Source organism: Agromyces capsici, assembly GCF_058349965.1.
This window is the reverse complement of sequence record NZ_JBYRET010000001.1, coordinates 658916-672034: the sequence shown is the minus strand read 5'-3', so window position 1 is coordinate 672034 and position 13119 is coordinate 658916. Positions and strand designations below refer to the sequence as shown.

Genomic DNA, 13119 nt, shown 5'->3' with positions numbered 1-13119 from the left:
GCGGACGTCCGGTATCCCAGACGTACTCGCTCAGCCGAGCTGCACGCCGCGGGCGACCATGAACGGCACGGCGTCGACCGCCGATCCGTCGATGCGGACCTCGAAGTGGAGGTGGCATCCGGTCGACGCCCCCGTGCTGCCGACCGCGCCGATCAGCTCGCCGGCCGTGACGGCCTGCCCCTCGGAGACGAGGATCCCGCCGTCGCGGAGGTGCGCGTAGCCGCTCGCGACACCCGAACCGTGGTCGATCAGCACCCAGTTGCCGTAGGTGCCGTTCGATCCGGCCTGGATGACGACGCCGTCGGTCGCGGCGAAGATGCCGGTGCCGCACTGCGCGGCGACGTCGGTGCCGCGGTGGAACTCGTTGACGCCGGCGAGCGGCTTGATCGGCCGCGGGCCGTAACCGTCGGTGATGCTGCCGGCGACCGGCGACGCCCAGCCCTGCTCGCTCAGCTGGCCGGAGTCGGAGGGCAGGTTCTCGAACGTCGCGACGCCCGCAGCGGCGAGCCGGGCCTGCGCGCCGTTGAGCTCGGCACGCGCGGCCGTCACCACGCCCTCGGCCTCGGTGACGGCGTCCTCGAGCTCGCCGATGGGGATCGCGTCGACGGCGACCCACGCCGCGGCGGCGCTGGCCTCGGCCTCGTCGGCGTCGAGGTCGCGCAGCTCCGCGATCTCGCGCAGGCGGCCGGAGTCGCCCGCGAGGTTCTGCACGCGCTCCATGCCGCCGAGGCCGGCGAGCAGGTCGTTGCCGGCGCCGAACGCGGCGCTCATCGACGAGAGCGCGGCGCCGTCGCCCTCGACGGCGTCGAGGTAGACGCCCGCAGCCACCTCGGCGGTGTGGCGTGCCTTCACGGCGCGCTCGTCGAGTCGCTCGGCGACCGCCATCGCCACGACCCTCGTGCTCCGCGCGGACTCGAGTGCCGATTCTGCGGAGCGGAGTTCGGTCATCGCCAGGTCGAGCTTCGCTCGCAGCCCCGCCATCGAGGCGGCCTGGGTGCCCGCGGACGAGATCGAGGTGGTCGTGATCATCCGCGCGACGGGTCCGTCGCCGACCAGCACGAACGGAGCCAGCACGCCTGGGAGGGCGCTCCCGGTCGGGCTGGTGATCGGAGTCGAGGTCGGGGTGTTGGTCGGCGTCGGCGTCGGCGTCGGCGTCGGGTCGGGCGTCGGCGTCGGGTCGGGCGTCGGCGTGGGCGTCGGGTCGGGGGTCGGCGTGGGCGTGGGGTCGGGCGTCGGCGTCGGCGTCGGCGTCGGGTCGGGCGTCGGCGTGGGCGTCGGATCAGGAGTCGGCGAGGGCGCGGGCTCCTCGGTGGGCGCCGGCTCGCTCGTGGGCGCGGGCTCCTCGGTGGGCGCCGGTTCGGTCGTGGGCGCCGGCTCCTCGGTGGCCACGGGTGCCTCGGTCGACGTCGGCGCGGTGGGATCGGTGGGAGCGATCTCCTCGGCATGGGCGGGCGCGATGCCGGCGAACCCGATGAGCGCTGCAACCGTGACCGACGTCGCAGCGATCCTCGTCGCGCCGCGGCGTGCGTACCACGGGCGTTCGGGTTCGGAATCGAGTCGGTGGGGCGTCATTGGTTCCATTCGGGGACCGACCTCCGGGTCGGACCCTGTCCAGTTTGGCACCGGCGCGGAACGGAGACAACACCCCGCGGAATGCCCGGAGTGCCCCATTCGGGGGCAAACCGCGTCGGCCCGCCCGTCCGGCGCGCTCCGCCCGCGCCGTCGACGACGTGAACGGCCGCTTCCGGCGGACCGATCTCTGCGGGGCGGGCGCCCGGTGGGCGACCCTCACGTGGCCCGAGTCGCGCCGATCAGTCGAGGGCGACGACGGATGCCGCGCGGCGGACCACCGCGCCTGAGGCGACCGACTCGGCGACCGCCTCGATCTCGGGCGAGAGGAACCGGTCCGCCCCGGGGACCGCCCCCGTCGAGGCGACGAGTTCGACGACCGCCGCGGTCGCCCTGCCCGGCTCGAGGGGTGCGCGCAGCGCGAGTCCCCGCGCGGCGGTCATGACCTCGATCGCGAGCACGCGGGCGAGCCCGTCGATCGCGCGGCGGAGCTTGCGCGCGGCGTGCCATCCCATCGACACGTGGTCCTCCTGCATCGCCGACGACGGGATGGAGTCGACCGACGCCGGTGCGGCGAGGCGCTTGAGCTCCGACACGATCCCGGCGGCGGTGTACTGCGCGATCATCAGGCCGGAGTCCACGCCCACCTCGTGCGCGAGGAAGGGCGGCAGCCCGTGGTTGCGCGCCTTGTCGAGGAACCGGTCGGTGCGCCGCTCCGACATCGACGCGACATCCGCCACCGCGATCGCCAGGAAGTCGAGGACGTAGGCGACGGGCGCGCCGTGGAAGTTGCCGTTCGACTCGACGCGGCCGTCGGGCGTGAGCACCGGGTTGTCGACGGCGCTCGCGAGCTCGGCGTCGGCGACGGATGCCGCGTGCGCGAGCGTGTCGCGGGCGGCGCCGTGCACCTGCGGCGCGCAGCGCAGCGAGTACGCGTCCTGCACGCGGGTGCATTCCGGGCCCTTGTGGCTCGCGACGATGGCCGACCCCGCGAGGAGCGTGCGCAGGTTCGCCGCCGACACCGCCTGCCCGCGCTGCGGGCGCAGTGCGTGGAGGTCGGCCGCGAACACCGCGTCGGTGCCGAGCAGGCCCTCGATGCTCATCGCCGCGGCGATGTCGGCGGTCGTCAGCAGCATGCGGAGGTCGTCGATGGCGAGCGCGAGCATGCCGAGCATGCCGTCGGTGCCGTTGATGAGCGCGAGGCCCTCCTTCTCGCCGAGTCGGAGCGGCGCGATGCCGGCGGCGGCGAGCGCGGTCGCGGCGGGGATGATCGGTGAGGGGTGAGGAGCGCCCGACGCAGGAGGACGCGTCTCGAAGCCCGCCTCTGCGGTCCGCACCTCCCGCGGTGCGACCCGCACCTCTCCCTCGCCCATCGCCACGAGCGCGCAGTGCGCGAGCGGGGCGAGGTCGCCCGAGCAGCCGAGCGAACCGTACTCGCGCACGACGGGCGTGATCCCGGCGTTCAGGATCGCGGCGTAGGTCTCGGCGGTCTCGCGCCGCACGCCCGTGCGACCCGTCATGAGCGTCGAGAGGCGCAGCAGCATGAGGGCGCGCACGACCTCGCGCTCGACCTCGGCGCCCGAGCCGGCGGCGTGCGAGCGCACGAGGCTGGCCTGCAGCTGGGCGCGGCGGTCCTCCGCGATGAAGGTGGTCGCGAGCGCGCCGAAGCCCGTCGAGATGCCGTAGTGCGGCTCGGGGTCGGCCGCGAGCCCCTCGATGATGCGACGGCTGCGCGCGACCTCCTGCAGTGCGGCGGGGTCGAGCACCACGGCGGCGTCGTGCCGGGCGACGGCGACGACGTCGTCGATGCTGACCGGTCCCGTCCCGACGGTGACGGTGGTGACGGATGCCGCGGCGCGGGCGTTCTCGGGCGCGATGGTGCTCATGCCACCGATTCCACACCCCGGCGGTGCGCCGCGGAACGGCGCGGAGTACGCTTGCGTCCGGGATTCCGGACAGGAGGCGGGGATGGCCGAGTCGAAGGTGCCCGCCGCCGACCAGGTGCTGGCGATCCTCGCGCACCTGGCCGCGCAGCGCGGGCCCGTGCCGGCCGCCGCCATCGCGCAGGCGCTCGGCCTGCCGCGCTCGACGACCTACCACCTGCTCGCGGTGATGCAGGAGCGGGGGTTCGTCGTGCACCTCCCCGAGGAGCGGCGGTACGGCCTCGGCGTGGCCGCGTTCGAGCTCTCGAGCGGCTTCAGCCGGCAGCAGCCGCTCACGCGGCTCGGCCGACCGCTCGTCGCCGGGCTCGTCGACCGGCTCGGCGAGTCGGCCCACCTCGCGGTGCTGCACGGCCGCGACGTGCTCTACCTCGTCGAGGAGCGGGCGCCGCGCCGCCCGTCGCTGGTGTCCGACGTGGGCGTGCGCCTGCCCGCGCACCTCACCGCGTCGGGCCGGGCGATGCTCGCTGCGCTGCCGCCGGCGCAGCTGCGCGCGCTCTACCCCGACCGCGACGCATTCAGCGAGCGCCATCCGTCGCCCGCGGCCGAGATCCCGTGGACCTACTCGCGGCTCAAGTCGGTGCTCGCCGAGGCGCGCGCCGCCGGCGTCGCGGCCGAGCACGGCGAGGTGACCGAGGGGCTCGCCTCGGTGGGCGCGGTCGTGCTCGATCATCTGGGCTGGCCTGCCGCGGCGATCGCGGCGACGTTCGCCGAGGGGTCGCCGCCCGAGCTCGTCGACGCCGCGACCGACGGCGTGCGCGAGGCCGCCGCGACGCTCTCGCGCCGCATCCGCGGCAGCCGCTGACGCGGGGCGCCTCAGGGCGTCAGTACCGCGGCAGGGCGCGTCGGCGCACGCGCCCGGCGACGCGGCGGGGAAGGTCCCGCGTGTCGGGGTGCACCGCGCCGCCGTCGAGGCGCGCCTGCGCATCGCCGGCCTCGACGAGGAGCGTGACGCGGATCGGCCCGCCGCCGTCGAGCAGCGCGGTCTCCTCGCGCGTCAGGCGGACGCGGACCTGCCCGGCCTCGACGACCGCCGTGCGCCGCAACAGTGCGCCCGTGCGTCGGCGCATGAGCTGAACCGTGGCGTGACCGCCATCCCGCACGCCCTGCAGGCGTGCGCGCACCCGGAGCCGACCTCGCGGACGCCGGAGCCGCACCTGCTCGAGCGTCGCCGGCAGCGGCACCACGACGCGATGGTGGCGGGCGGCGGCCGCGCGCTGCACCTCGCCCCAGCGCACGGTGATGCTCGCCTCGTCGAAGCGCGACGCGGTCGCCCGTGCGGCACGGCGCAGCCCGGCGCGCCGGAGCGGCGGGAGCCCGGCGACCTCGGCGATCGTCCGAGCGAGCGCCGCCTCGTCGCCGGGCGCGACGAGGAAGCCGTTCACGCCGTGCTCGATGAGGTCGGCGGGCCCGTACGCGATGTCGTACGCGATCGGGATGCAGCCGCGTGCCATCGCCTCGAGCAGCACGAGCGGGGCACCCTCCGAGGTGCTCGTGAGCAGGGCGACGGATGCCGCGGCGAACGCCTCCGCGGCGTCGGGCCGGTGCCCGGCGAACACGACGACTCCGTCGACCCCGGCGCCCGACGCGACCTCACGCAGCCGGCCGAGCTCTGGCCCGTCGCCGACGACCGTGAGCTCGGCGGGCACGCCGGCGTCGCGCGTGAGGCGGATCGCGCGGACGGCGTGGTCCACGCGCTTGCGCGGGGTCAGTCCCGCGACGAGTGCCGCGGAGGCGGGCCGGCGCGCGGCGTCGTCCGCGATCGCGTCGGCGTCGTCGCCGCCGGCGGTGCCGTTGCCGGTGCCGTCGTCGGACGACCCGGCCGGCATCACGGCCGCGTTCGGCACGACGGCGAGGTTGCCCGGATCGGCGAGGAGGGCCGCGACATCCGCCCGCTGCCGCTCGGTGAGGAACACGAGCGAGTCGAACCGCTCGGGGTGCACGAGCGCGTCGCGACGTGAGGGGCGCAGGCGGCCGATCGGCCCGCTGCCGGGTTCGAGGTGCGCGTTGTGCACGACGTGCAGCGTCACCAGGCGGGGCAGGCGGACGTGCGCCATGAAGCGCGCGGCGGTCTTGCTGTCCACGATCGCGAACGCGTCGGCGCCGCCGTCCGCGCCGCCGTCGCCGTCGAAGGCGACCTCGGCGATCCACTCTGCGTAGCAGGCGCGCGCCGAGCGCCACTGCCGCACCGGCCGCTCGCCCGTGTCGAACGCCGTGATGAGGCGCCGCGGCCCACCCGGCCGGTCGCGCTCGTCGAGCACGGCGAGCGAGCCGTCGGCGCGCAGGTGCGCGATACGCACGCCGCTCTCGAGCGACCGGTGCTCGACCCGCGCGGCGCCGTCCGGGGCCGCCTCGCGCCGATGGGCGTCGCCGAGCCCCGCGATGCCGGGCTCGACGCCCACGAGGCCCGGTGCCACCGGCTCGTCGCGCAGGCGCTCGTACAGGTTGCGGAGCCGCACGCCCTCGACGAGCTCGCCCAGCCCGGCGAGCCGCTCCCGGACGGCCGGGTAGTCGGGGCGCCCGTCGAACGTGAGCACGTCGACCTCGGCGCCGGCGAGCCGGGCGAAGCTCCGCGACCGGCGCAGCAGCGCTGCGGTCATGCCGCCGAACCCGTCGGGGATCGACCACGTGATCGCGAGCTGGCGTCCCGGCGGCAGGAGGCGGTCGTCGGCCGGTGCGCGGCCCGTCACGCGGCCGGCGCCAGCCATCCGCGCAGCAGCCGCGTCACCCATGGCAGCACCCAGTACGTCATGATCGGCGTCAGCACGAGCGTCGTGATGAGCACGCGCAGCGCGATCGGCACCGCCTCCCAGCCCGGGACGAACACCATCAGCAGCGCGAACGCGAGGTTCACGGGGAAGAAGCCCAGCCAGATGCTCACGGCCTGCTTCCACCGCGGGGGTGCGGGCGGCAGCGCCGAGGCGTCCGCGGCGGTCGCGCCATCCGCCACCGCCGGCACCGACCCCGTCGCCGGCTCGTCGAACCAGCCCTCGATGCCCGTGCGGCGCCGCGACCGCTCCGCGCGCACGAACCCCCGCCCCATCTCGAGCCACCAGGCGCGCTCGGGCGACCGCTCCCACGCCTCGAGCGTCTCCTCGTTCGCGAAGCGGTACAGCATGTGCCACACGTCGGAGTCCTCGCCTGCGCGCACCCACCCCGAGCCGAGGAAGCCGGGGTAGCGGTTGGCGAGGTTCACGCCGGTCTGCACCCACACGGTCGCCTCCGCGATCCGGTCGGGATCGACCTCGCGGCGGATCGACACGGTGATCGGTTCACTGCCCATGCGTCCATCGAACCGCATGCATGCTTCGGGGACGTTGCGCGCGCACTGCGGCGGCGGCGCGGGCGCGACCCGATCCCGGGCCGGCCCGCTCAGGCCGCGCCGTCCGCGTCGGCCTCGGCGCCGACCCGCATCGCGGCCGACGCGCGCACGTCGGACGCCCGCTGCTCCCGATTGAGGCGCACCAGGCGGTCGTCGCGCAGGTCGAGCTGGAGCACCTCCTCGGCGGGCACGCCGGCCCGCAGCTGGCGTGCCCGTTCCACCTCGGTGTCGAGCACGGCCCCGGCCAGCACGGCGAGGTTCGACAGCCACAGCCACAGCAGGAACGCCACGATGCCGCCGAGCACCCCGTACGTGCGGTCGTAGCTCGCGAAGTTCCACACGTACACCGCGAAGGCCGCGGTCGTGAGCATCCACACGACGAGCGCCACGGCGGCGCCGACCGAGAGCCAGCGCAGGCTCGGGCGCCGCACGTTCGGCGTCGCCCAGTAGAGGATCGCGATGATCAGGGCGGCCAGGGCGGCGAGGAGCGGCAGCTTGCCGAGGTCCCACGCCAGGGTCGCGTCCTCGTCGAACCCGAGCGAACGGCCGACGGAGGTGGCGACCGCGCCGCTCACGACGAGCCCGCCGACGACCAACGAGCCGAGCACCACGATCACGCTCGCCGCCGCCAGCATCGCCGGGCGCGACTTCCAGAACGGGCGTCCCTCGGGCACGCCGAGGATCCGGTTCATCCCGCGTCCGAACGTGCCGAGGTAGCCGGACACCGTCCACAGCGTGATCGCCAGCCCCGTGAGGAGGGCGAGGCCCGCCTGCGACGCGCCGAGCAGCTGGTCGACCGGCTCGACCAGCGCCGCGACGGTGTCGTCGCCACCGAGGTCGCGGACGACGTCGAGCGCCCCGTGCGCCACCGGCTCGGCATTGCCGAACAGCCCGATGAACGCGGTCGCGGCGAGCAGCGCCGGGCACACCGAGAGCACCGCGTGGTACGTCAGCGCGGCGGCGATGTCCCAGCACTGGTGGATGCGGAACTCGTGCGCGGCCCGGGTGGCCACGACGCGCCACTCGGGCGTCGCCGGCGCAGCGTCATCCGTCGTGTCATCCGTCGATTCCCCCATGGATCGAGCCTAGGCACGCGGGGCCGACCGCGCAGGGGATTGCGTCAGCCCAGCCGGGCGTGCAGGAACGCGGCGACCCGCCCGCGCAGCGGCGCGTCGAGGATGCCGATCGAGTGGGCGTCGCCCGGGACCACCGCGAGCTCGACCGGCACGGCGGAGGCGCCGAGCGTCTCGGCGAGGCGCACCGACTGCGCGACCGGCACGACCTCGGCGTCGGAGTGCCCGATGAAGAACGGCGGATCGCTCGGGTCGACGTGCGCGGTCGCGGACGCCTCGATCGCCTGCGGGCAGTCGAGGTCGCTCGCGCCGGGCTCGCACGACAGGAACTCGCCGACGATGCTCCGCAGCCAGTCGGACGCCGCGTCGGCCTCGAGCTCGGCCTCGCCGAGCCCGACCGGGCCCGAGAGCTCGACGACGGCCGCGACGCGCGACCCCTCGTCGAGCGGACCGTCGCCGAGCGTGCCGAGCAGCGCCGCGAGGTGACCGCCCGCCGAACCGCCGAACGCGGCGATGCGGGCCGGGTCGATGCCGAACCGGTCGACCTGCTCGGGCTCGCGCAGCCAGGCCACGGCCGCCGCGACGTCGTCGACCTGCGCCGGGTACCGCGCCTCGGGCACGAGTCGGTAGTTGACGGATGCCGCGACGAAGCCCTCGCTCGCGAGCCAGAGGCAGACCGCGCGCCAGTCGGCGTTGGCCTTGTCGCCGCGGGCCCAGCTGCCGCCGTGGACCGACACGACCGTCGGCAACGCGTCGCCGATCGCGTCGTCGACCGCCGGTCGGCAGACGTCGAGCGTGAGCAGGGTGCCGTCGTCGGCGACGCCGTACTCGAGGTCGGCGTCGACGCGGAGCCCGGCGGGCGGCGCGAACGTGCGGATGCCGATGATCTCGGTGCCCGCGACCTCGCTCGAGGCCTGCGCGGCCGTCGGGTCGATCTCGCGCAGCGGCTGGTGGAACGCCGAGACGGCGGCCGCGATCGCGAGCGCCGCGGTGACGGCGAGGGCGACCCGGACGGGCCGGCGGCGCCGGCCTCCGTGACCGCCGGAGAATCGGGTGGGGGTCACAGGGGCTCCGGGTTCGGGGGTGGAGCGATGCTATCCCAGGTTCGGCCCCTCGCAACCATCCGGTGCGGTGTCGCGCCGCGGCCGATCGTCAGCCGAGGATCTCGCCGGTCACCGCGTCGAGCTGCACCGACGCATCCTCGTACGCCGAGTCGAGCATGACGAGCACCCGCACCGGGCGCGCCCCGGTCTCGTCGGCCACGGGCGTGCGCTCGACCGACACGATCACGGAGGTCGGGGCGGCGATGCCGGAGTGCTCCTTCGCCGCGGCGATGTGGTCGGGGATCGCGGACCAGTCGACCTCGTCGACGTCGAAGAGCGCGGCGGCCGGGTCGTCGGGCTGGATGAGCTCAGGCCCCTGGTGCTCGGTGCGGTCGTACCGGTACTGGTAGGAGTCGATCGTGAGCGCACCCGGCGCACTCGGCGCCGCTGCGAGCGCGTAGCCGTCGTAGAAGCCGATCCGGATGAACTGCGTGCCGCCGGTCTCCGCGGCGAGCGCGTCGACGATCTCCCGGTGCCGGTCGCCGAGCACCACCCCCGCCGAATCTGGGTCGCCCGACGCGATCGCCTGGACCGTGCGGCCGATCGTGTCGTACGCGGGGATCAGCACGATCGCGGCCGTCGCGACCGCGACGCCGGCGAGCAGCACGGTGCGCCACGGGCGACGGGCCCGCTTCGGGCCGCCCAGGAGCCCCTGCGGCTCCGATGCCCACGCGGGCGCCTGCGAGGCGAGCGGCACCGTCCGTTCGGTGCCCGTGCGGAGCTGCTCGGCGTCGCGCACGCGCGCCCAGTCGTCGGGCGGGGTCGGCTCGAGCACCACGTTCGCCTTCGCGTCATCGGGCCGGCGCACCACGACGATCGACCCGGGCTGCACCTGCGGCAGCGCGACGACGTCGACGATCTGCCGGAGCACGGTCGTGTAGGCGGCACGGAACCTCGGCGCGACCGTGAGGGTGATCTCGACCTGCGGCTGGCCGTTGATGGTCAGGCCGGTGCGGCCGATGCGTTCCACGCGGGCGAGCGAGAGTTCGCCCGCCGGCGGCGCGGCCGGTGCACCGGCCCGCCCGCGGCCGAACAGTCCGGCGGCGCCGAGGCCGGCGAACGTGCCCGCGAGGATCGCGACCGTGAGCGAGATGCTCCACAGGATCGTGTAGCGAGGGTCGCCGGTCGCGATCGCGCCGATGGCGCCGCCGATCGTGATGCCGAACGCGACCGCCGAGATGAACGCGAGCATGGGCCCCCTCCGAGAACGATCCGTGTGTTCCGAGGATGCCGCGTCGCGGGGCGATCCGTACAGCCGGCGTCGGCTCAGCCGGTCGCGGCGTCGCTCACTCGCCGACGGCGAGCGGGCGCTCGCCGAGGACATCGCCCGTGAAGCCCACGAGCGACTTCGCCATGCACACGCTCGACGGCTCCCCGACGTACCGGCCGAACCGTTCGACGCGGTGGTACCCGTGCTTGGCGTACAGCGCGAGCGCAGGATGCTGCAGGCGGCCGGCCTCGAGCACGATCTCGCGCAGCCCGCGCTCCGCGGCATCCGTCTCGATCCGCTCGATCAGTGCGCTCGCGATGCCGGCGCCGCGCGCCCCGGCGTCGATGTACATGCGCTTGAGCTCGCCGCGGCCGTCGCCGATGCCGTCCCCCTCGACGATCGCCGCCACCCCGATCGCCCTGCTGTCGCCGTCGCGCGCGACGTAGACGAGGGTGCCCGGCGCCTCGAGCTGCGCGACGTCGAGGAGCTCGTCGGCCGGGTACAGCGAGCGCGCGTGGGCGCTGCCGGCGTCGAGCAACTGCTCGATTCCGGGCGCGCGAGGCGACTCGACGGAGATCGACGGCGGTGTGGTCACGACGAGAGCGTACGTGAGCCGGGTTACCGGGTCGTTACATTCCGATCCGCTCGGATGCGGCGCCGGGCTGATTCACAGGAGGGTGTCCGGTACCATCGTGAGGTCGGTTCTGGACACCGTGCCGTGCACGGATGGGTTTGTGAGTCCTGAGGGCCGGTCCCGCGCGCGGTTCGCGCGCGGGAAGTCACCGTATGTGAACGGCCCCGGTCGAGGAAGCACCCGGGTTCCCAGTTGCGCCGCGCGCTCGCGCGGCGTGCTGCCATGTACACGAATACAACCCGGAAAGCATCCATGCCGAAGAACAAGAAGCCCGCCGGCGGTCGTCCCGCCCGCAACTTCGACCCCTCGTACGCCTCCGCGACGAAGAAGAAGCCCGGCTCGCGCAGCCCCGGCCACCGCGGCCACCGGCCCGAGGAATCGACCGACGACCGCAAGCCGCGCTGGTCGCGCGACGAGCGCGTCGCGTCGGGTCGTGCGCCGCACCGCTCGGAGCGACCGGGTCGCGACGAGCGCCCCACGGCCGGTCGGGGAGCACCGCGCGGCGGAGCGTCTCGCGACCGCGACGTCCGTCCGGCCCGCTCGTTCGACCGTGACGAGCGTGCCCCGCGTCGGTTCGACCGTGACGAACGCGCCCCGCGTCGCTACGACCGTGACGACCGCGCGCCGCGTTCGTACGACCGCGCGCCGCGTTCGTACGACCGCGACGACCGTGCCCCGCGTCGCTACGACCGTGACGAGCGTGCCCCGCGTTCGTACGACCGTGACGACCGTGCGCCGCGCCGTGACGACCGCGCCCCCCGCCGGTTCGACCGCGACGAGCGCCCGGCGCGTTCGTACGACCGCGACGACCGCGCGCCGCGCCGCGACCGCGAGTTCGACCGTCCGGGCTTCCGCGACTCCGAGCGCCGGCCGTCCTCGTTCTACCCCCAGGACGAGCGCCGCGAGCGCTTCCAGCCGGCCGACGACGTCGTGCTCGAGCGGCTCGAGGCCGAGGCCATCCAGGCCGAGGAGGTCGACGGCATCGGCTTCGCCGACCTGGGCCTCGGCGGCAACATCGTCCGTGCGCTGAAGGAGCTCGGCGCCGAGTCGCCGTTCCCGATCCAGGCCGCGACCATCCCGGTCGTGCTCGAGGGTCGCGACGTGCTCGGCCGCGGCCGCACCGGTTCGGGAAAGACCATCGCGTTCGGCGCCCCGACCGTCGAGCGCCTCATGAACCTGTGGGCCGAGTCCGGCAAGTCGGGCGGCAAGCGCCAGTTCGGTCGGAACCCCCGTGCGCTGATCCTCGCGCCGACCCGCGAACTCGCCCTGCAGATCGACCGCACGGTCCAGCCGATCGCGCAGAGCGTCGGCCTCTTCACCACGCAGATCTACGGCGGCGTCCCGCAGGGCCGCCAGGTCGGCGCGCTCCAGCGCGGCGTCGACATCGTGATCGGCACGCCGGGTCGCGTCGAGGACCTCATCGAGCAGGGACGCCTCGACCTCAGCGAGGTCGCGATCACGATCCTCGACGAGGCCGACCACATGTGCGACCTCGGCTTCCTCGAGCCCGTGCAGCGGATCCTCCGTCGCACGGCCGACGGCGGGCAGAAGCTGCTGTTCTCCGCGACGCTCGACTCGGGCGTGGCCTCGCTCGTCGACGAGTTCCTCGTCGACCCGGCCGTGCACGAGGTCGCCGGCGAGGACCAGGCGTCGGGCACGATCGAGCACCGCGTGTTCGTGATCGACAACCGCGACAAGCGCGACATCGTCGCCCAGCTCGCCGATCGCAACGGCAAGACCCTGGTGTTCTCGCGCACGCGCGCGTTCGCCGAGGACCTCACCGATCACCTCGCCGACGCGGGCATCCTCGCGGTCGCCCTGCACGGCGACCTCAACCAGTCGCGCCGCACGCGCAACCTGCACCAGCTCACGAGCGGCCGGGTCGACGTGCTCGTGGCGACGGATGTCGCGGCCCGCGGCATCCACGTCGACGACATCGACCTCGTCATCCAGGCCGACGCGCCCGACGAGTACAAGACGTACCTGCACCGTTCGGGCCGCACCGGCCGCGCGGGTCGCACGGGCCGCGTCGTGACGCTCATCCCGCGCAACCGCCAGCGTCGCATGAGCGAGCTCCTCGGTCGTGCCGAGATCGAGGTCGACTTCGAGGACGTGCGCCTCGGCGACGAGCTGCTCGCCGACCTCGGCCCCGTCGAGGTCCAGGCCGGGGCCGAGCCGGCGTCGGTGGAGGTCGCCGAGCGCGAGTCCGACGGCGAGCTCGTCGCGTAGCACGCCGCACCGCGGCATCCGCCCGCCCCCGCACGCAGG

At 74.8% G+C, this 13119-nt stretch carries 10 protein-coding genes; 2 read left to right on the top strand and 8 right to left on the bottom strand.

The features are described 5' to 3' along the window. Positions 1–30: 30 nt before the first annotated feature. Positions 31–1572, bottom strand: coding sequence for a M23 family metallopeptidase (locus AC3RKB_RS03285; protein ID WP_491434547.1), 1542 nt, complete (start codon positions 1570–1572; stop codon positions 31–33). Between the two features lie 239 nt (positions 1573–1811). After that, positions 1812–3455, bottom strand: coding sequence for a histidine ammonia-lyase (gene hutH / locus AC3RKB_RS03280; protein ID WP_491434546.1), 1644 nt, complete (start codon positions 3453–3455; stop codon positions 1812–1814). Between the two features lie 82 nt (positions 3456–3537). On the opposite strand from hutH, the gene AC3RKB_RS03275 reads away from it, so the two are divergent. Further along, positions 3538–4314: an IclR family transcriptional regulator gene (locus tag AC3RKB_RS03275; RefSeq protein ID WP_491434545.1), complete on the top strand. Its 777-nt coding sequence runs from the start codon at positions 3538–3540 to the stop codon at positions 4312–4314. A gap of 19 nt (positions 4315–4333) precedes the next feature. Here AC3RKB_RS03275 and AC3RKB_RS03270 read toward each other — a convergent pair whose 3' ends face one another. The 6 genes from AC3RKB_RS03270 to AC3RKB_RS03245 form a co-directional block, all read right to left on the bottom strand. Beyond that, positions 4334–6217: a glycosyltransferase gene (locus AC3RKB_RS03270; RefSeq protein ID WP_491434544.1), complete on the bottom strand. Its 1884-nt coding sequence runs from the start codon at positions 6215–6217 to the stop codon at positions 4334–4336. Continuing rightward, the gene (locus tag AC3RKB_RS03265; RefSeq protein ID WP_491434543.1) at positions 6196–6792 is read right to left on the bottom strand and encodes an antibiotic biosynthesis monooxygenase; all 597 of its coding nucleotides are present in this window, start codon (positions 6790–6792) and stop codon (positions 6196–6198) included. The genes AC3RKB_RS03270 and AC3RKB_RS03265 overlap by 22 nt, the downstream gene beginning before the upstream one ends. A gap of 89 nt (positions 6793–6881) precedes the next feature. Next, complete coding sequence (locus tag AC3RKB_RS03260) at positions 6882–7907, bottom strand: YihY/virulence factor BrkB family protein (RefSeq protein ID WP_491434542.1); 1026 nt, start codon at positions 7905–7907, stop codon at positions 6882–6884. A 44-nt stretch (positions 7908–7951) separates the two neighbouring features. Continuing rightward, positions 7952–8968, bottom strand: a complete 1017-nt coding sequence (locus AC3RKB_RS03255; protein ID WP_491434541.1) for an alpha/beta hydrolase fold domain-containing protein — start codon at positions 8966–8968, stop codon at positions 7952–7954. An 88-nt stretch (positions 8969–9056) separates the two neighbouring features. Beyond that, positions 9057–10199: a hypothetical protein gene (locus AC3RKB_RS03250; RefSeq protein ID WP_491434540.1), complete on the bottom strand. Its 1143-nt coding sequence runs from the start codon at positions 10197–10199 to the stop codon at positions 9057–9059. 94 nt (positions 10200–10293) lie between these two features. After that, positions 10294–10812, bottom strand: coding sequence for a GNAT family N-acetyltransferase (locus tag AC3RKB_RS03245; protein ID WP_491434539.1), 519 nt, complete (start codon positions 10810–10812; stop codon positions 10294–10296). Positions 10813–11103: 291 nt separating this feature from the next. Here AC3RKB_RS03245 and AC3RKB_RS03240 point away from each other — a divergent pair, with 291 nt between their 5' ends. Beyond that, entirely contained in the window at positions 11104–13080 is a 1977-nt protein-coding gene (locus AC3RKB_RS03240) for a DEAD/DEAH box helicase (protein WP_491434538.1), read from the top strand. Positions 13081–13119: the final 39 nt, after the last annotated feature.